This is a genomic window from Bradyrhizobium sp. ISRA430, assembly GCF_029909975.1.
GTDB lineage: Bacteria > Pseudomonadota > Alphaproteobacteria > Rhizobiales > Xanthobacteraceae > Bradyrhizobium.
Window position 1 is genome coordinate 6,685,560 of the sequence record NZ_CP094516.1, and the last position, 18,903, is coordinate 6,704,462.

The window sequence follows — 18,903 nt, forward strand, 5'->3', positions numbered from 1 at the left end:
TCCGGGAGGATCAATGATCAGCCGCGTTCAACTTGCTGCTTGCCTTGTCCTTTTCGCCGGCAGCACATGCCTCCATGCGCAGAAGCAGCAGGTGATCGGCGCGCCGCCGGAAGCTTCCAACATGAAGCTGGTCGGCACGAACGACCTGCAGGCGCGCAGCGCCTATCAGCCGACCATCCATCACCAGGGCGATCGCTGGATCGCCTATATCGGACATCACGGCGGCACCGACGCGGTGCCGAGCCCTGTCAATCCGATGACGGGACAGGCCGAGCCCAACGGCACCTCGATCGTCGACGTCACCGATCCCGCGCATCCCAAGTACCTGCGGCACCTGCCGGGGCAGGAGGGCAAGTACGAATCCGGCGGCGCGCAGATGGTGCGGGTCTGCGACGGCAAGGCGTTGCCGAAGGGCGATCCCAACGCGGTCTACATGCTCCGTACCTTCGGCAGCGAGGCGCACGAAATCTGGAGCGTTGCCGATCCCGCCAATCCCGCGCTCGTCACCCGCATCGCTGGCCTGAAGGACACGCACAAGAGCTGGTGGGAATGCGACACCGGCATTGCCTATCTCGTCTCGGGCGCGCCGGACTGGCGCACGCGCCGCATGACACAAGTCTATGATCTCTCCGATCCCGCGCATCCGCAGAAGATCCGCGACTTCGGCCTGCCCGGCCAGGAGCCTGGCGCGACCGGCGCGGTGCCGACCGAATTGCACGGGCCGATCTCGACCGGCCCCACAGGCAACCGCGTCTATTTCGGCTACGGCACCAATAAGGGCGGCATTCTGCAGATCGTCGATCGCGAAAAGCTCTTGAACGGGCCGAAGGAGCCGACGCCGGACAATCTGCGCTATCCCGAGATTGCGCGACTGCCGATGTCGGCCTTCAACGGCGCGCACACGACGTTTCCGATGCTGGACATGCCCATCGCCGAATTCGCCGAGGACAAGGACGGCAAGACCCGCGACATCGTCATGATCGTGGACGAGGCGATTCTGAATGAATGCGGCGAGGCGCGGCAGATGGTGTGGTTCGCCGATGTCACCACCGAGACGCGGCCGATGATGATCTCCAGTTACACCGTGCCCGAGGCGAGCGGGCAGTTCTGCCAGCGCGGCGGCCGCTTCGGCTCGCATTCCTCGAACGAGAGCATGGCGCCGGTCTATTACAAGAAGATGGCCTTCATCGCCTTCTTCAATGCCGGCGTGCGTGCGCTCGACATCCGAGATCCCTATCATCCCAAGGAAGTCGGCTACTTCATTCCTTCGATCACGAGCGCGACCGACAAGCGCTGCATTCCGGTCGAGGGTGGCGAGCGCTGCAAGGTCGCGATCCAGACCAACAATGTCGAGACCGATGATCGCGGCTACATCTACATCGTCGATCGCGCCAATACCGGCCTGCATATCCTCGAGCTGACCGGGCCCGCGCGCGCCGTCGCCGGCCTGCCGAAGAACTGACGATGCGCCGTGCGGTGACGATAGCGCTCGCGCTGATCGCGCTGGGTGCGTCGGGCGTCGGAGCCAATCAACTCGCGCCGGCGCCGACGGACGGGCCGACGCATTGGCGCGAGATCGCCTGGCCGTTCCCGCGCGACGGCTGGCCCGCCGGCCGCGCATTTCGTTGCGATGGGGCCTGTGAGGGTGTCGAGCTCTACATCCGCGCCAAGCTCGGCTTCTGCAACTGCGACCGCGGCGTCGCCGATGACGACGAGGTCGATCAGGTCACCGACATCGACTTGATCAGCCCGCGTTTTGTGGCGATGGCGCCGGGCGAGGAAGCGCGCGTCGGCGAGTTGCGCGGCCGTACCCGGCCCTACGATCTCGACATGCCCGACGGCGCGCGCCGCGCCGCCACCGGCATCGCTCTCTCGCGCCGCTGCGATCTGCTGGTCGCGGTCGTGCAAGGGGCGGGTGAGGTGGTGGCTGTGAAGCACGCGGCGCTGGAGTTTTTGGAGACGCAGGAAATGAAGCGATGGATTACGGCAGCATTGGACGGAAGGTGATGCAGGCCTTATCGCGCCACTTTTTCCGCCGTCGTCACCCGCGAAAGCGGGTGATCCAGTATTCCAGAGACGGTCGTGGGATACGGAGAGGGCGCGGCCCACTGGATACCCCGCTTGCCGCCTACGCCAAAGCTTCGGCGGCCCAAGAGCGTGCGCCCCGGCGAAGCCTTGGCGTAGCCGGGTCGCGGGGTATGACGACGGCGTTTGTGACCCGTGCGTGCGACACACGTCGAGCTTTCGTCCACGCGCCAAACATGCATTAATTGCACCCAAACGCCTTCAGCGAGCCTTCCCCATGATGTCCTTGCAAGCTTATCTCGCCTTCGTCGCCGCCTGCATTGCGCTGGCGCTGCTGCCTGGTCCGATCGTCACGCTCGTGATTGCCAATGGCTTGCGCCACGGCACCCGGGCGGCGCTGACCAATGTCGCGGGCGCGCAGGCCGGACTCGCGATCGTGATCGGCGTCGTCGCGATCGGCCTGACCTCGCTGATGGCGACGATGGGCTATTGGTTCGACTGGGTGCGCTTTGCCGGCGCTGCCTACCTGATCTGGCTCGGCATCAAGCTGATCTGGGCGCCGGTCGAAGGCGTCCATGTGGATGAGCCGCCGGCGCCGCCGCGCGGCGGCTTCTTCCTGCAAGGCTTTCTGGTGCTGCTGTCGAACCCGAAGGTGCTGGTATTCTTCGGCGCCTTCATCCCGCAGTTCATGGACATGAACCGCGACCACTTTCCGCAGGTCGCGCTGTTGGGAGCGACCTTCATGGTGACGGCGGCGATGACCGATGCGCTCTACGCCACGCTTGCTGGCCGTGCGCGAAAATTCTTTTCCGCGCGCCGCACCCGGATGCTGTCGCGCGTCTCCGGCGGCTTCATGATCGGCGGCGGAATCTGGCTGGCGCTGACCCGGGCGAAGTAGCCCTGGTTGAAGCTGTCAGGCGTAGATTGATCCGCGCGTTCCGCTCTGCTCCCTCCCCCCTTGCGGGGGGGGGGGCCGGGGAGGGGGTAGCCGAGGAAACGGTGCAGCCGTGGTCGAGATCGGGTGTGCGATGGGGCTGTAGCGTTTGATGCGTCGAGACGGACTGCATCGCGGCGGTTGGGACGCAAGCCGCTTACACCAATCCCTCTGCGCGCAGCTCCGCTTCGATCTGGCCGAGGATCCGCGACAGCCGTTCGGCCCATTGCTGCTGGCCGGATTGATCGGTGATCAGGTCCTGGCGGATTTCGATTCCGGTGTTGATCAGGCCGCGGGCTTCGCCGTGTACGGGGATGGTGTAGTCGGTGATATCGCTCACGGCATAGGGCTGGTTGTCGCCGACGACGAGATCGCCCTCGCTGCGCAAATGCTTCAACAAGAGGCGCGGCAGCACCGTGTCGCGGTGATAGAGCGTGCCGATGTGCCAGGGCCGGGCGACGCCGGCGTAGACCGCCGTGAAGCTGTGCAGCGACACCAGCACCGTCGGCCGCTTGGCGTGCACGCGGCCGCTGACGACGGCATCGATGCGGCTGTGATAGGGATCAAAGATCTCGCGGCGCCGCGCCTCGCGCTCCTCCGCCGAAAGCCCCTCATTGCGCGGGATGGCGGTGGCTTCCGAGATCGCCGGGATCGAGCTTGCGACGCTCGGCGGACGGTTGCAGTCGATCACGAGCCGCGAATAGCGCTGCGCGATCAGATGCGCGTCGAGCATATCGGCCAATCGTTCGGCAACGCCGGCAATGCCGATGTCCCAGGCGATGTGCCGCGTCAGCTCGCTTCCGGCTACGCCGAGGTCGCCGAGCGCGTGCGGCAGGAGCCGCCCGTAATGGTCGGAGGTGAGCAGGAACGGAGATCGCCCCGCTCGATTGGCCTCATGAACCGGATCGGCGTCGTTCGTGCCCAGCAGTCGAGCCGGCGCGCTCGTTGCGTCTGAAGTCATTCGGATTGCCTATCGAAGCAGCACTCTGGTCGAGATCGGACAACGCTATAGAGGAGGCGGCCTCAAAGCACCATCGTCAAGACGAGATGGCTTGCAAGACGACTTGAATCGACGCGTGCGCGCAGGATAACAAGCGCACATGAGCTCCGATCTTCTCTTCGTCTACGGCACCTTGATGCGCGGCTTCGATCATCCGATGGCGCGGCTGTTGTCGATGCATGCGGATTTCCTGGGGGAGGCGACCTGTCGCGGCCGGCTCGTTCTCGTGAAGCATTATCCGGGGCTGCTGTTGTCGGACACGTCGTCGGACCTCGTCCATGGCGAGCTGTTCCGCCTGCGCGCGCCCGACGAGCTGCTGCGCGAGCTCGACATGTACGAAGCCTGTGGCGAGAGCTTTCCGGAGCCGACCGAATATCTGCGTAAGCTGATCGACGTGATGATTGCGGACGGCGTGGCCACTCAAGCCTGGACCTACATCTACAATTGGCCCGTGACCGACTTGCCGCTGATCGAGTCGGGCCGCTTTCTCGATCATTAGGCTGAGAGCACCTCCCGCACCAGGCGCACGTCGACCTCGCGCTCGACGTAAGTCCACTCCTCGGTCCGCCGCAGCATCGCGACCAGCTCCTCGAACATCGAGGCATCCGCCGGCGTGAACTCGAACCAGGTGAGGAAGTCGAAGGGCTCGCCGAGGTCGCGAGAGTGATAGAGCTGCCGCGCGATTGCGGGAAGGAAGCGCAGGCTGCTTGCGATGTGGTGCGACTTGTCCTCGAAGATCTTGCGCCGCTCCTCGGGCGCGAGCTCCCACCAGGCTTGCGACTTGCGGATCGGGATCAGCGCCGCGCTGGTTGCCTCGGGTCGGCCGAGCCCGGCCTGCGCGGCCGTGAGCTGCTCCCTCTCGGCGCGCGTGGTGTAGCGCGGATGGCTCGCAACACCGACCAGCCGCCACGCATTGCGCGAAGGCACCAACGGCAACGAGACCGCATCGCTGTCCGTCACCGACAGCGCCGGCACGAAGGGCAGGGGGTCGCCCGTCACTGATGACATCGAGGTGACACGCCAACCCCCGCTATGGCCGCCTCGAAACGTCATGAACATGGCGCTATGGAAGCGCGGAACCGGCCGGGGTTCAAGGCTGCTTTTTTCGCCGCTCCGTCATTCCGGGCGCCTCGAACAGGCTAGCCCGGAATCCATTGCGCCGCCGGTATGTTGGGAGGAATGGAATCCGGGCTCGCGCTAGCGCGCCCCGGAATGATAGAGAAATGACGGAAAGGACTGTGAACAGCGCGGATAACCCGGATAAGCCTGACAATCCTGACTTTTCGGCGAGCCGCACCTATATCCGTAACCCTTCGTCCGACTCACACGATTTCGCGCTAAACACAGGCCCATGCGCTTCACGCCCCAATTCCTCGATGAATTGCGTGCCCGGCTTCCGGTCTCGGAAGTCGTGGGCCGGCGCGTGAAGCTGAAGAAGGCCGGCAGGGAGTGGAAGGGGCTGTCGCCGTTCCAGCAGGAGAAGACGCCGTCCTTCTATGTCAACGACCAGAAGGGCTTTTATCACGACTTCTCGTCCGGCAAGCATGGCGACATCATCACCTTCGTGATGGAGACCGACGGCGTCCCGTTCAGCGAAGCCGTGGAGCGGCTTGCCAACATGGCGGGCCTGCCGCTACCGGCGGTGACGCCCGATGCGGCGCGACATGAGCAGCGGCGCAAGTCGCTGCATGACGTGATGGATCTCGCGGCAAAATTCTTCGCGGAAACGCTGGCCTCGCGCGTCGGCGCAAAAGCGCGCGGCTATCTCGCCGATCGCGCGATCTCGCCGGCGACGCAATTGCAGTTTCGCCTCGGCTATGCGCCGCCCGATCGCTTTGCGCTGAAGGAGCATCTCGGCAAACAAGGCGTCTCCGTCGACGACATGGTCGAGACCGGTCTCCTGATCGGCGGCAACGACATTCCCGTTCCCTACGACCGCTTCCGCGACCGCGTGATGTTTCCGATCACGGACTTGCGCGGCCGTGTTATCGCCTTCGGTGGCCGCGCGTTGGAGAAGGACGTTCCAGCAAAATACCTGAACTCGCCGGAGACGCCGCTCTTCCACAAAGGCGATAATCTCTACAACCACCAGACCGCACGCGCGGCCTCCCACGATGGTGCGCCGCTGATTGTTGTCGAAGGCTATGTCGATGTCATCGCGATGGTGACCGCCGGCTTTGCCGGTACGGTGGCGCCGCTCGGCACCGCGCTCACCGAAAGCCAGCTCGCGCTGCTCTGGAAGATGGCGGATGAGCCGATCCTCTGCTTCGACGGCGATCGGGCCGGACAGAAGGCCGCTTATCGTGCCGCCGACCTCGCGCTGCCGTTCCTCGCGCCGGGAAAGAGCCTGCGCTTCGCCTTGCTGCCGGAGGGGCAGGATCCCGACGACCTCGCACGGTCTGGTGGCCGCGGCGCGATCGAGGAGGTGATCGCCGCGGCGCGTCCGCTCGCCGACATGATCTGGTCGCGCGAACTCGAAGGCGGCAGCTTCGTCACGCCCGAGCGCCGTGCCGCGCTGGAGGCGCGTATCAAGGAGCTCTCCAACGGCATCCGCGACGAAGTGGTGCGGCGCTATTATCGCGACGATTTTGTCCAGCGGCTCCAGCGCGCCTTTGCACCCGAGGGCGGAGGTGGCGGCTTCGCCGGCCGCGGCAATTTCCGGGGCGGCTCCGGCCGTCCGTTCCAGCCGCGCGGCGCCGGCGGTGCGAATCGATTCGCTGGATCAGGTCGCCGTGGCGGGCCCGTTCCGACCCTGCTCCCGTCCGGCCCCTACCAGGCGGCGAGCCCGCAGCTCGCGGCTAGCCCGATTATGCGCGGCCAGCGCAGCGCCATCTCGCGCCGCGAGGCGCTGATCCTGCAATGCCTGATCAACCACCCCTGGCTGCTGCATGAGCACCTGGAGGAGATAGCGGCACTGGAGCTCGCCCATCCCGAGGCCCACAAACTGAGGGCCGGCATCATCGCCGCCTTTGCCCACGACCACCACCACAGCCCCGACCCCACCGAGCAGGCTGAGAAGATGCGCGCCGATCTTGAGAAGGGAGGATTTATCCCGTTACTTCAAAGGGTTGAGCGCGCGATCACGACCCAGGCGGTATGGGGCGCGCGGGAGGGCGCGGCGCGGGATGATGTTCTCGCCACCTGGCACCAGCTCGTTGCCTTGCATCGGCAGTGGCATTCACTACTTAGGGAGTTGAAAGACGCTGAGCTGGCCTTGGGGGAGGACCCTAGCGAGGCCAATTTGGCGTGGCTGCGTGACGTCAAGGCCCGGATGGGTGAGGTCGATGGCACCGAGGCTCTGATCGAGGGTTTTGGCGAGCTGTCGGGCCGGTTCCAGAAGAGCGTTTGATGAAGAATCATGCGGACGGCCGGGGCCGGAACCGCTAAAAGACTCGCCAAATCCAAGGTTTGGCGGCAGAAACAGGGTTAATCGAGGCTTAACGGAATTGTAGCACTTTGGCCCACAGGCGGCCGCAGGCAGAACAGACGCGTCAGGGATGAATCCGCGCAGGACTGTTGACATTACACCTGCATCCGCCGCGACAAAGGTGCTCACGAAGCGTTAGGCAAATCCGGCGAGAGAAGTTTTGGGGTGGCGAAAGAGGTTTGCGCCGCCCTTTCCGTGTCGAGAGCCGACGAAGCGAGAGCGTCGAGCAACAGGTTCAGGTGAATTCAGGCAGGCGCGGCGAACGTCTGTGTGAAGCGCGTTTAGGAGCAATGGATGGCCACCAAGGCAAAGACGCTGCAGGCGAAGGACAAGGAAAAGGACGACAAGGCAGCGGACGCTCCCGAGAAAGATTCACAGGACGCGCCTTCGCCCTTGCTCGACCTGTCCGACGCGGCAGTGAAGAAGATGATCAAGCAGGCCAAGAAGCGCGGCTTCGTGACCTTCGATCAGCTCAATGAAGTCCTGCCGTCCGACCAGACTTCGCCCGAGCAGATCGAGGACATCATGTCGATGCTCTCGGACATGGGCATCAACGTCACCGAAGCCGACGACAGCGAAGGTGAGGACGAGAAGGACGATGGCGAGGACGAGACCGACAACGAACTCGTCGAGGTCACGCAGAAGGCCGTCACCGAAGTCAAGAAGAGCGAACCGGGCGAGCGCACCGACGATCCCGTGCGCATGTATCTGCGCGAGATGGGCACGGTCGAGCTGCTCTCCCGCGAAGGCGAAATCGCGATCGCCAAACGCATCGAGGCCGGCCGCGAGGCGATGATCGCGGGCCTCTGCGAAAGCCCGCTGACCTTCCAGGCCATCATCATTTGGCGCGACGAGCTCAACGAAGGAAAGATCTTCCTCCGCGACATCATCGATCTCGAAGCGACCTATGCCGGCCCCGACGCCAAGGGCGGCATGAACACCGCGATGATCGGCGGTCCCGCTGGCGAGAACGGCGAAGCGACGGCCGAGGGCGGCGAGGCCGCTCCGGCCGCAGCCGCGCCCGCGCATGTCGCTCCGCCCGCGGCACCGCCGTCGCCAACCCCGTTCCGTCCCGCGCCCGCTGCCGGTAACGGCGAAGGTGGCGAGGAGAAGGATCCGGGCGAGGCCGCAGCCGAAGCCGACATGGACGATGACGAGTTCGAAAACCAGATGTCGCTCGCGGCGATCGAGGCCGAGCTCAAGCCGAAGGTCGTCGAGATCTTCGACAAGATCGCCGAAAACTACAAGAAGCTGCGCAAGCTTCAGGAGCAGGACATTGCCAACCAGCTCCAGAACGAGTCGCTCTCGCCGCACCAGGAGCGCAAGTACAAGAAGCTGAAGGACGAGATCATCGTCGAGGTGAAGTCGCTGCGCCTCAACCAGGCCCGCATCGACTCGCTGGTCGAGCAGCTCTACGACATCAACAAGCGCCTCGTCTCGCATGAAGGCCGCCTGATGCGCCTTGCCGACAGCCATGGCGTGGCGCGCGACGACTTCCTGCGCAACTACACCGGCTCGGAGCTCGATCCGCGCTGGCTCAACCGGGTGTCCAAGCTTTCGGCCAAGGGCTGGAAGAACTTCGTCCACCACGAGAAGGACCGCATCAAGGACCTCCGCCACGAGGTGCATCAGCTCGCAGCTCTCACCGGTCTCGAGATCGGCGAATTCCGCAAGATCGTGCACTCCGTGCAGAAGGGCGAGCGCGAAGCGCGCCAGGCCAAGAAGGAGATGGTGGAAGCCAACCTCCGCCTCGTCATCTCGATCGCCAAGAAGTACACCAACCGCGGCTTGCAGTTCCTCGACCTGATCCAGGAAGGCAACATCGGCCTGATGAAGGCGGTCGACAAGTTCGAGTACCGCCGCGGCTACAAGTTCTCGACCTACGCCACGTGGTGGATCCGGCAGGCGATCACCCGCTCGATCGCCGACCAGGCGCGCACCATCCGTATCCCCGTGCACATGATCGAGACAATCAACAAGATCGTGCGCACCTCGCGTCAGATGCTCAACGAGATCGGCCGCGAGCCGACGCCCGAAGAGCTCGCCGAGAAGCTCGGCATGCCCTTGGAGAAGGTGCGCAAGGTCCTGAAGATCGCCAAGGAGCCGTTGTCGCTGGAGACGCCCGTCGGTGACGAAGAGGATTCACACCTCGGCGATTTCATCGAGGACAAGAACGCGATCCTCCCCATCGATGCCGCGATCCAGTCGAACCTGCGCGAGACCACCACGCGCGTGCTCGCCTCGCTCACCCCGCGCGAAGAGCGCGTGCTGCGCATGCGCTTCGGCATCGGCATGAACACCGACCACACGCTGGAAGAAGTCGGCCAGCAGTTCTCGGTCACCCGCGAACGCATCCGCCAGATCGAAGCCAAGGCGCTGCGCAAGCTGAAGCATCCGTCAAGGAGCCGGAAGCTGCGCTCGTTCCTGGATAACTGATCGGGATTGATTTGGCCGGCGAGGTCCGGCTTCTGACTCAATAAACGGCGGGCCGAAAAGCCCGCCGTTTATTTTTGGTCTTCAGCGTCGCCCGGGGCTGGCAGGGCAACAACCTAGAATAGAATACTATAGCTCGCGCTCTACGATGGCAAGGCCAATCATTGCGGCGTCGATGTCGCAGCAGGCGGAACAGATGTGCGTTGATTGCGAGTTCTGGTTCCAACCTGTTCCTGAATCAAATGGTTTGGATGGTCGAAGCATTTGCCCATCATTGTCTGCTCTGTGCCGCAACGAGAGCTGCGTGCCTTGCTCGGGAGTGCGTAGAGCTGCACGTCTTACGTCTTGTGCGCAGATGTCCGGATCCGACGCACGCTGAGAGTTCCATCTCGCAGCGCACACCTCGCGTTTCCCGCGCCCAAATTGTTAGCGCCGGACGAAACTCAATTCTATGGCGCGCACTGTCCTCTCGTCATTCCGGGGCGCGACGAGTCGCGAGCCCGGATTCCATTGTGCCACCGACACTGCCGTACGATGGAATCCGGGTTCGCGCTGACGCGCGCCCCGACAGGAGGGCGCGTGTGTCTCGCGTAGCGCGGTATCGATGTCGGCGTGGTCGGCGATGACGACCGTTGAGCTGTGGCTGACTTGCGAGCAACTTTGCGATCTGCTCCCGCGTCGCAGGGCCGTTGGCGAGGGTTTGCCGCTTTGACGGGACTCCTGTTCCCGGGCATGATCGCCCGCCGCGAATTGGGGGATCATTCCATATGCTGAGATTTGCTCTGGCCGTCGCTTCCATGGTTTGTCTGGCTGGCGGCTCCGCTGAGGCTGCGCGCTGTGGCGGCGATTTCAACAGCTTCATTGCCGGCATGTCTGCGGAGGCGCAGGCCGCCGGCGTCTCGGCGAGCGTGACGAGCGCGGCGTTCAGCGGCGTGACGCCGGACGGCGCCGTGCTCGCCTTCGACCGGCGCCAGCGCTACACCTTCAAGAAGAGCTTTGAGCAGTATGTCTCGACACGCGTCGGCCCGGGTCGCATCAATGGCGGTCGTGCGCTGCTCCAGCGTCACGCCGCGCTGCTGTCGCGCATTGAGCAGCAGTTCGGCGTGCCCCGGCAGATCCTGGTCGCGATCTGGGGCTTGGAGAGCGATTTCGGCAAGGGCGACATGGGCAAGCTGCCGGTGATCCGTACGCTCGCCACGCTCGCGCATGATTGCCGCCGCACCGAGCTGTTCCAGGGCGAACTGCTGGCCGCGCTCAAGATTGTGCAGCGTGGCGACCTGCCGCAGCGCGACCTCATCGGCGCCTATGCCGGCGAGATCGGCCAGACCCAGTTCCTGCCGTCGTCCTACATCAAATACGGTGTCGACTTCGACGGCGACGGCCGCGTCGACTTGCGCCACAGCGCCGCCGACGTGCTCGCCTCCACCGCGAACCTGCTCCACACCAACGGCTTCAAGATGGGCCAGCCCTACGGCGAAGGCACCGCTAATTTCGAAGCCATGCGCGAGTGGAACAGGGCGCTGATCTACCGCAAGACGATCGGGTATTTTGCCGATCGGCTGATGGCGCAGTGATCTCGCACGGCTGAGAGAAGGAGCGCTCACGCCACACACTCTGCGTCATCACCCGCGAAAGCGGGTGAACCAGTATTCCCGAAGCAGTGACGCGATAGGGAGGAGCCGCGGTGTACTGGATGCCCCGGTCAAGCCGGGGCATGACCGCAGAGATATTGGCGAAGACTCTCTCCAACGTCGTCCTGGCGAAAGCCAGGACCTATTACCCCGGGGAGGAGTCGTTACGACGACTCGCAATCAACTTCTATTGGCTGAGCACTAGCAGCCTCCGCCAAACTGAATTCGGTGGTTATGGGTCGCCAGGGCGACCACACCAAATTCGGAAGAAGGAACTTACATGTACATTTTTTCAGTTTGGAACTGAACCATATCGCGAAAGCGCCCTTAACATACGTTACTTCAGCAAGGACGATCATTTTTTGGAGCGGCCACATGGGACAGGCAGAACCATATCGGGCGACCGCGCTGATTGTCGAAGACGATGCCATGCAGCGTGCGATGCTGTGCCTCCTTTTGGAGGAAAGCGGCTACGAAGTGATCCAGTGCGAGAGTGCCGAGGCGGCCGCGCGCGTCCTGGACAAGGATGCCGGTGCGCTATGCCTGATGCTGACCGACGTGCAGCTTGCCGGCCGCATGAACGGAGTCGAGCTCGCCTATGTCGCAAAGGATCGCAATCCGAAGCTCGACGTCGTCGTCACCTCGGGCCGTCCCCTGGCGCAGCCCCTGCCTGACGGCGCAAAATTCTGGGCCAAGCCCTGGGCGCCCCTCGACGTGCTGCGCGAGGCCGAGATCGCGCAATTGTCCTGACGGTACGTTCCGGGAGCTCGCTTTCTCGGCGCGAGAGGCAGTGATAGGGTCCATCCATGACCTTATCCTTCCTGCTCACCTCACTGATCGTGGTCGCTTCGCCGGGTACCGGCGTCCTCTACACGCTGGCGGCGGCGCTGACGCGCGGCTCGCGCGCAAGTATCGCCGCAGCTTTTGGCTGTACGCTCGGGATCGTTCCACACATGACGGCGGCGATGCTCGGCCTTGCCGCGGTGCTGCACACCAGCGCGCTGGCTTTTGCCGCGCTAAAGTGGTGCGGCGTGGCCTATCTGCTCTACATGTCATGGCAGGCACTGCGCGAGACCGGCGCGCTGGCGGTCGAGGGCGAGATCAAGGAACGCTCGAGTAGCCGCGTCATCATGACCGGCTTCCTGATCAACATCCTCAATCCAAAACTGTCGATCTTCTTCCTCGCCTTCCTGCCGCAGTTCATCGCGGTCGACGAGCCCCATGTGCTGGCGCGGATGCTGGAACTGAGCGGCGTCTTCATGGCGATGACGTTTGCGGTGTTCGTCGTCTACGGGCTCTCTGCGGCCTCGGTGCGCGCGCGCGTCATCTCCCGCCCCGGCGTCATGGCCTGGCTGCGCCGCAGTTTTGCAGCCGGCTTTGCGCTGCTCGGCGCGAAGCTGGCGTTTGCGGAGCGATAGAAAGAGCGCTGCGATCTTCCCTTCACCTCTCCCCGCAAGAGCGGGGCGAGAGAGTGAGAGAGCTAAGCGCCGGTCAACAAAAAAGCGGGCCCCGCGCCCGCCACCTTCAAACTCTCTCAACCCTACCCGACGCCCGGGCGGAGCGAGGCCCCACCCGGGCAAAGAAAAAGAAGCCGCGTTACTTCTTCTTCGCCTTCTTGGCCTTTTTCGCCTTCTTCTTCGCCGCCTTCTTCGCTTTCTTAGCCATAGTATCCTCTCAAGGGTTAATGGTGAAACGCGACACGAGGGATGCTCGGCGGAGGGCCAGCCTCGCAACATCCTCAATGGCAAGCTCAGCAGATTCGCGGGCAACTGCCTCGCGCCGTCACATCTCCGTCATTGCGTTATCCACAGCTCAGAAGCATTTTTGGATGATTTTTGCCTGCGAATCCGCATCGCGACGGCGCGGCACGGTCAGCGCCTGGGCATCAGGCTTTGCTTAACGAAGCGGGTATCCGCCTCCACGATTCATCAATCCAAAACCAAACGTCGTGTTTGCGCGATTGCGGTGAGACTCCATTAAGCGCACCACGCGCATGGTCCTCCGCAAGAACACGGGGGCGGGTTATGGACGGGCGGTTGCCAAATGAAGGGAGCGGGACGCTGCGTGTCCTGCGGTCGCCATGCTGAGCGTGCCGACACTCTGGACGGTCATCGTCATCAACTTCCTGGCGCTGGGCCTGATCTGGGCCTACGTGACGCGCTCCTATCCGAAATTCCAGGCGGCCCGATACTGGATGGCGGCGGCCGTGCTCCAGGCCGTCGGCGCAGGCATCTCCATGCTGCGCGATGTCATGGATCCAGCGTTTCCGCTGATCGCCGGCGGCGGGCTGATGATCTTCGCGTCCTGCCTCGCCTGCATGGGCGTGATGCGCTTCTACCACCGGCCGGTGTCCTGGCCCGCCGCGATCGCCGTTTCGCTCCTGAGCTGCGCCGGCCTCACCTGGTTTCTGGTCGTCGTCGATAACATGCCGATGCGGGTGTTGATCTATTCTGTGGGACAGTCGACCCCGATCCTGATGGTGCTGCAGCGCCTCCTAGGTAGGCAGGACGGACGCGAAAATCCCGGCGCGCGCCTCGCTGCGATCGTGGCGTTCATGATCCTTGGCGTGCACGTGGTCCGCTCCGGCGCGGCGCTCACCGGGCTGGGCGGCGGCATCACCGCGGTCAATTTCAACGGGCTGCAGGCGCTGCTGATCCTGATCCTGGTCTTCCTGGCAATGGCCTGGAATTTCGGCTGCCTGCTGATGGCGATCGAACGGCTGCGCAACGAGGTCGCCGACCTCGCGCTGCTCGACGATCTCACCGGCGTCGCCAACCGGCGGCATCTGTTGCAGCGCCTCGCCGAGGAATGCGCCCGCTCGGAGCGCAGCGGCCAGCCCTTCGCGTTGCTGCTGATCGACATCGACGGCTTCAAGACGATCAACGACACCCACGGACACGCCGCGGGCGATGCTTGCCTGCAGCACTTCACCCTGATGGCGCAGACACGGCTTCGGCCGGGCGACATGCTCGCCCGCACCGGCGGCGACGAGTTTTGCGTCGTGCTGCCGTCCTCATCCCTGCACGAGGGCGCGCTGATCGCCCGCCGCGTGCTGGAGGTCTGCCGCCAGGATGCCGCCGCCTGCACCGGCAACGATATTCCGATCGCGATCTCGATCGGCGTGGCGCAATGGGATCGTGCCATCGGCCAATTCCCGGACCGCCTGATGGCCCGGGCCGACGAGGCGCTCTATGCCGCCAAGAAGAACGGCAAGAACGATTTTGCGCTCTATGATCCGGCGCCGCCGCTCTCGCCCGAGCTGACCGCTCCGGCCGCGCGCAAATTCGCTTGAAGCAAGCGCGATCGTCGTCGCGCTCAAACTTGTTGTTTGAGCATGACCTCCGCGCAAACGCGTCCCGCGTTTGTCGCGCGGGAAAACCGGTGCACACTTTTCCGGATCATGCTGTAGGCTCGGGTCCGCATTTGGACCCGCATGATGATGTCTCGCCTGCTCGCGGCCGTTCTCGCCGCCCTTGCTTTGACCATTCACGCCGCTGCAACGGATGCCGACCTCGCCAGGCTCGCGCATGTCGCCGGCACGCCCGACATTCCCGGCCTGAAGATCGTCTGGCTCGCACCGTGGGGTGACGTCGCGCAGGCCCACGCCTGGCGCAACATCATCGTGCATCAGACCGAGGGGCCTGCGGGCTCGGCACGCGGCGGCGCGCAGGAGCAGTCGAAGAATCCGACCCGGCGGGGCGTCACTGTCTGGGTCGAGACTGACGGCACGGTCTATTGGGCGGTCGCGGAAAATCTGGTGCCGACCCATGGCGACGGTGCCAACCGCAACGACAACAAGTACATCGACAACAAAGCGACCTATCGCCAGGTTGTGCGCGACAACTCGATCGGCGTCGAGTTCGCCGGCAACTATCCGGACGTCGCGGCGGGGCCGACCGAGGCGCAGGTCGCGGCCTGGCGGATCCTCGTCCGCGTCCTGCGCGCGCGCTACGACATCCCGCTCGACCACGTCTATGCGCACAACTGGATCGACTACAAGGACGCGCGCTATTGCGAAGGCTGCTGGCTCGCGACGCTGGCGCGGGTGTGGGGAGAGTAAAGCCCCGTCGCGCCCCGGAATGACAAGAGGGATTAAACCGCCGCCGTCATCCAGCCGAACAATCGCGCGTTTTATTAGGCTGCAACCACGGCCGTCATCGCCCGGCTTGACCGGGCGATCCAGTGTTCCAGAGACCTGTGTTGGGATCTCGCTCTCGCAATTGACATCGCGGAGTACTGGATGCCCCGGTCAAGCCGGGGCATGACACCGAAAGTGTAGCCGCATCTTCTTCAAGGCAAGAAAAAAGCCGGCGTTGCCGCCGGCTTTTCTGTCTTTTCGATCCGCCAATCTCTGGGGCCGAAAGTCGCGCTTAGTGCGCGGCTTCCAGCGCAGCCTGTTCCTGCTTCGCGATCGCGCCCTTGACCGCGGTCTGCACCTTTTCGAAGGCGCGGACCTCGATCTGGCGGACGCGTTCACGCGACACGCCGAACTCGGCCGCAAGGTCTTCCAGCGTCATCGGCTCATCGGCGAGGCGGCGCGCCTCGAAGATGCGGCGTTCGCGCGGGTTGAGCACGCCCATGGCGCCGTTGAGGGCGTCACGGCGGTGATCATACTCCTCGTGCTCGGCCATCATGGCTTCCTGGTTGGGCGAATTATCGACCAGCCAGTCCTGCCATTCGCCGGCTTCTCCGTCGTCCCGGATCGGCGCGTTGAGCGACGCGTCGCCACCGAGGCGGCGGTTCATGTCGATCACGTCCTGATCGGTGACGCCGAGGCGCTTTGCAATCATTTTCACCTGGTCGGGGCGAAGATCACCCTCGTCCAGCGCGTTGATCTTGCTCTTCGCCTTGCGCAGGTTGAAGAACAGCTTCTTCTGGTTCGCGGTGGTGCCCATCTTCACGAGCGACCAGGAACGCAGGATGTACTCTTGAATCGACGCCTTGATCCACCACATGGCGTAGGTGGCGAGGCGGAAGCCCTTCTCGGGCTCGAAACGCTTTACCGCCTGCATCAGGCCGACGTTGCCTTCCGACACGACCTCGGAAATCGGAAGGCCGTAGCCGCGATAGCCCATGGCGATCTTGGCCACGAGCCGGAGGTGGCTGGTGACGAGTTGATGTGCCGCGTCGCGATCGTCGTGCTCGCGCCAACGCTTGGCGAGCATGTATTCCTGCTGGGGTTCCAGCATCGGAAATTTACGGATCTCGGCGAGGTAGCGGGAGAGGCCGGATTCTCCATTGAGGACCGGCAAAGCAGCGGTACGGGCCATAGTGCGCCCTCCAAAGGTTCAGGCCCCCGATAGCGGCGGGCCAGGCAGACGACCGCTTGGTTAAAGCCGGCCGGACTGCGATGTTCCGCGTTGGTCTTCCAACGCACGCGCAATATACCCCATCGAGGGTCATTTAGGGAAGGATTGCTGACGTCACGTCCCCGTGTGGCAGCTATAACTTTTTGTAAGGTAAGGGCTTTCTGAAGCCGCCTGCGTCATAGCGCCGCTTTCAGGGCACTCTCGAGGAGAAGCAAATCCTCCGGCAGAGGCGCCTCCCAGTGGAGTAATTCTCCTGTCCTCGGGTGCTCCAATACCAGCAGATAAGCATGCAAGGCCTGTCGTCCAAGGGCCGCCAAAGCTGCCTGCGACTCAGGGCCGAGCTGGTTCGCCTTCGTCTTGAAATGCGGCCCATAGACGGCGTCGCCCAGCAGGGGATGGCCGATATGGGCGAGATGGACGCGGATCTGGTGGGTGCGTCCGGTCTCGAGCTCGCACGCGAGCAGCGCCGCCACGCCCTTGCCGTCGCGCCCCGCAAAGCTCTCCAGGATCTCCCAGTGGGTGATGGCCTCGCGGCCGCTCTGGCGCACCGCCATCTTCTCCCGCGCATACGGATGGCGGTCGATCGGCGCGTCGACCGTGCCGCGCTGGCGGTTCGGCAGCCCCCAGGCAAAGGCCATGTAGCCGCGCCGCATCGCGCCCGTCCGGCCGTGATCGGCGAATTGCGCCGTCAGCGACTGGTGGGCGAGGTCGTTCTTGGCGACCACCATCAAGCCGGTCGTGTCCTTGTCGAGCCGGTGCACGATGCCGGGCCGGCGCACCCCGCCGATGCCCGACAGCGAAGAACCGCAATGGGCGACCAACGCATTTACCAGCGTCCCGGTCTCGTGGCCGGCCGCCGGGTGCACGACCAGCCCCTTCGGCTTGTTGATGACGATGATGTCGTCGTCCTCGAACACGATATCGAGGGCGATGTCCTCGCCTTGGGGCTCGGCGGGCGCTGCCTCCGGCACGTCGATTATGATCGTATCGCCCGCGGCGACGTGATAAGCGGGGTCGCGGACCGCGGCGCCCCTTTGGCTCACCGCGCCCGCCAGAATCAGGGCTTTCAGCCTTGATCGCGACAGGTCCGGCAGGCGCGCGGCCAGCACCCGGTCGAGCCGGGCCGAACCCTCGTCGCCGGCAACGACAACCTCCAACCTTTGCGCTGAACCAGAGCCCTGCATGACGACCGAAACCGCTGTTCCCGAACCGACCCCCGAGCAGGCCGCGTTGTTCGCGCGGGTGCGGCGGATGATGCTGATCGCGGGGTTGACCACGGCGCTGGCGATCTGCGCCGTGCTGATCGCGGTGGGCTACCGCCTTTTCAAGTCGGAGGGAAGGCCGGCCGAGGCCTTGAGCGACGTCACCGCCACCCTGCCGAAGGGCGCCAGGATCGTCTCGACCGGGGTTGCGGGGGACCGCCTGGTGGTGACGCTCGACGTCGGCGGGGCGATCGAGATCCGCACCTTCGACGCCCACACCTTGAGGCCGGCCGGCAAGCTGAAATTTGCCAATGAGCCATAAAAGGCAGGTTCGGTCCTTGCGGCGGACAAATTTCGAGGCTATTGGCTAGCCCTCACGCTCCCTTCGTCTAGCGGTTAGGACGCGGCCCTCTCAAGGCTGAAACAGGGGTTCGATTCCCCTAGGGAGCGCCATTTTTCAAGTACTTGGCTGGATTGCTGGGGCAAGTGTCCAGTTGGTGTCTCGCCTGCGCAAATGGCTTCGTCATCATTCGACTCCTTGAAGCCGCTTGCCTTCGGTCATGCCGCATTATCAGCTTCAGCTCGCCAGCTTCCCCTACCTCGTTCCTGTGGAATTTGAGGGGACAATTCGATCGGGTAAACGTCGCAGACTCCTGAAGCTCACGCGCGGCGATTTTGCTCTTCAGCAAGTATTCGTTTGCCGGAGGAAACCAAGAGGCTGCGGTGCTACCGTTTGGCAGCCGGATGCTTCGTCACCAGAAAGAGCTCGGAACAATAAGTGCAACTTTGGCGATGCGGGTCGGTGACTTCGCGATTTGCTGAAACATTGAATTGATGCGGACAAGAGCAGCTGACTCTTAATCAGCGGGTCCCAGATTCGAGCCCTGGTGCGCCCACCAAAATCAAGCGTAAATCAATCATCTTAGAAGGCACTCAGAACTT

The 18,903-nt window shown here is 63.9% G+C and carries 16 protein-coding genes and 1 tRNA gene; 13 read left to right on the top strand and 4 right to left on the bottom strand.

Translation table 11 applies throughout. From position 1 onward, the window contains the following. The first annotated feature begins 13 nt into the window (after positions 1 to 13). The 3 genes from MTX21_RS31790 (at position 14) to MTX21_RS31800 (ending at position 2,923) form a co-directional block, all read left to right on the top strand. Positions 14 to 1,462 carry a hypothetical protein gene (locus MTX21_RS31790; protein ID WP_280968545.1) on the top strand — a complete coding sequence of 483 codons (1,449 nt, stop codon included), beginning with the start codon at positions 14 to 16 and terminating at the stop codon, positions 1,460 to 1,462. Between the two features lie 2 nt (positions 1,463 to 1,464). After that, the gene (locus MTX21_RS31795; protein WP_280968546.1) at positions 1,465 to 2,007 is read left to right on the top strand and encodes a hypothetical protein; all 543 of its coding nucleotides are present in this window, start codon (positions 1,465 to 1,467) and stop codon (positions 2,005 to 2,007) included. A 298-nt stretch (positions 2,008 to 2,305) separates the two neighbouring features. Beyond that, positions 2,306 to 2,923 (top strand): LysE family translocator, encoded by a 618-nt coding sequence (locus MTX21_RS31800; protein WP_280970848.1) that lies wholly within the window; start codon positions 2,306 to 2,308, stop codon positions 2,921 to 2,923. Between the two features lie 193 nt (positions 2,924 to 3,116). On the opposite strand, the gene MTX21_RS31805 is transcribed toward MTX21_RS31800, so the two are convergent. Next, entirely contained in the window at positions 3,117 to 3,920 is an 804-nt protein-coding gene (locus tag MTX21_RS31805; RefSeq protein WP_280968547.1) for an N-formylglutamate amidohydrolase, read from the bottom strand. A 139-nt stretch (positions 3,921 to 4,059) separates the two neighbouring features. On the opposite strand from MTX21_RS31805, the gene MTX21_RS31810 reads away from it, so the two are divergent. Beyond that, a complete protein-coding gene (locus tag MTX21_RS31810) occupies positions 4,060 to 4,458 on the top strand; it encodes a gamma-glutamylcyclotransferase family protein (protein ID WP_280968548.1) in 399 nt (132 codons plus the stop codon). Here MTX21_RS31810 and MTX21_RS31815 read toward each other — a convergent pair. Continuing rightward, positions 4,455 to 5,018: a chlorite dismutase family protein gene (locus MTX21_RS31815; RefSeq protein ID WP_280968549.1), complete on the bottom strand. Its 564-nt coding sequence runs from the start codon at positions 5,016 to 5,018 to the stop codon at positions 4,455 to 4,457. The two genes, MTX21_RS31810 and MTX21_RS31815, sit on opposite strands and share 4 nt — an antisense overlap. A gap of 292 nt (positions 5,019 to 5,310) precedes the next feature. On the opposite strand from MTX21_RS31815, the gene dnaG reads away from it, so the two are divergent. From dnaG to MTX21_RS31850, 7 genes are all read left to right on the top strand, one after another. Continuing rightward, complete coding sequence (dnaG, locus tag MTX21_RS31820) at positions 5,311 to 7,308, top strand: DNA primase (RefSeq protein WP_280968550.1); 1,998 nt, start codon at positions 5,311 to 5,313, stop codon at positions 7,306 to 7,308. Between the two features lie 372 nt (positions 7,309 to 7,680). Continuing rightward, entirely contained in the window at positions 7,681 to 9,822 is a 2,142-nt protein-coding gene (gene rpoD, locus MTX21_RS31825) for an RNA polymerase sigma factor RpoD (protein WP_280968551.1), read from the top strand. Positions 9,823 to 10,586: 764 nt separating this feature from the next. Then, positions 10,587 to 11,393 (top strand): lytic murein transglycosylase, encoded by an 807-nt coding sequence (locus MTX21_RS31830; protein WP_280968552.1) that lies wholly within the window; start codon positions 10,587 to 10,589, stop codon positions 11,391 to 11,393. Positions 11,394 to 11,825: 432 nt separating this feature from the next. Next, entirely contained in the window at positions 11,826 to 12,200 is a 375-nt protein-coding gene (locus tag MTX21_RS31835; RefSeq protein ID WP_280968553.1) for a response regulator, read from the top strand. 56 nt (positions 12,201 to 12,256) lie between these two features. Further along, the gene (locus tag MTX21_RS31840; RefSeq protein WP_280968554.1) at positions 12,257 to 12,868 is read left to right on the top strand and encodes a LysE family translocator; all 612 of its coding nucleotides are present in this window, start codon (positions 12,257 to 12,259) and stop codon (positions 12,866 to 12,868) included. 662 nt (positions 12,869 to 13,530) lie between these two features. Further along, positions 13,531 to 14,742 carry a GGDEF domain-containing protein gene (locus MTX21_RS31845; protein ID WP_280968555.1) on the top strand — a complete coding sequence of 404 codons (1,212 nt, stop codon included), beginning with the start codon at positions 13,531 to 13,533 and terminating at the stop codon, positions 14,740 to 14,742. Positions 14,743 to 14,883: 141 nt separating this feature from the next. Continuing rightward, positions 14,884 to 15,510, top strand: coding sequence for an N-acetylmuramoyl-L-alanine amidase (locus MTX21_RS31850; RefSeq protein ID WP_280968556.1), 627 nt, complete (start codon positions 14,884 to 14,886; stop codon positions 15,508 to 15,510). 310 nt (positions 15,511 to 15,820) lie between these two features. Here MTX21_RS31850 and rpoH read toward each other — a convergent pair whose 3' ends face one another. Together rpoH and MTX21_RS31860 are read right to left on the bottom strand one after the other, a co-directional pair. Further along, positions 15,821 to 16,720: an RNA polymerase sigma factor RpoH gene (gene rpoH, locus MTX21_RS31855; RefSeq protein ID WP_280968557.1), complete on the bottom strand. Its 900-nt coding sequence runs from the start codon at positions 16,718 to 16,720 to the stop codon at positions 15,821 to 15,823. 215 nt (positions 16,721 to 16,935) lie between these two features. After that, positions 16,936 to 17,943, bottom strand: coding sequence for an RluA family pseudouridine synthase (locus MTX21_RS31860; RefSeq protein ID WP_280968558.1), 1,008 nt, complete (start codon positions 17,941 to 17,943; stop codon positions 16,936 to 16,938). Here MTX21_RS31860 and MTX21_RS31865 point away from each other — a divergent pair. Together MTX21_RS31865 and MTX21_RS31870 are read left to right on the top strand one after the other, a co-directional pair. After that, the gene (locus tag MTX21_RS31865; RefSeq protein WP_280968559.1) at positions 17,942 to 18,283 is read left to right on the top strand and encodes a hypothetical protein; all 342 of its coding nucleotides are present in this window, start codon (positions 17,942 to 17,944) and stop codon (positions 18,281 to 18,283) included. The two genes, MTX21_RS31860 and MTX21_RS31865, sit on opposite strands and share 2 nt — an antisense overlap. A gap of 56 nt (positions 18,284 to 18,339) precedes the next feature. Further along, positions 18,340 to 18,414, top strand: a tRNA-Glu gene (locus MTX21_RS31870). The last annotated feature ends 489 nt before the right edge of the window (positions 18,415 to 18,903 follow it).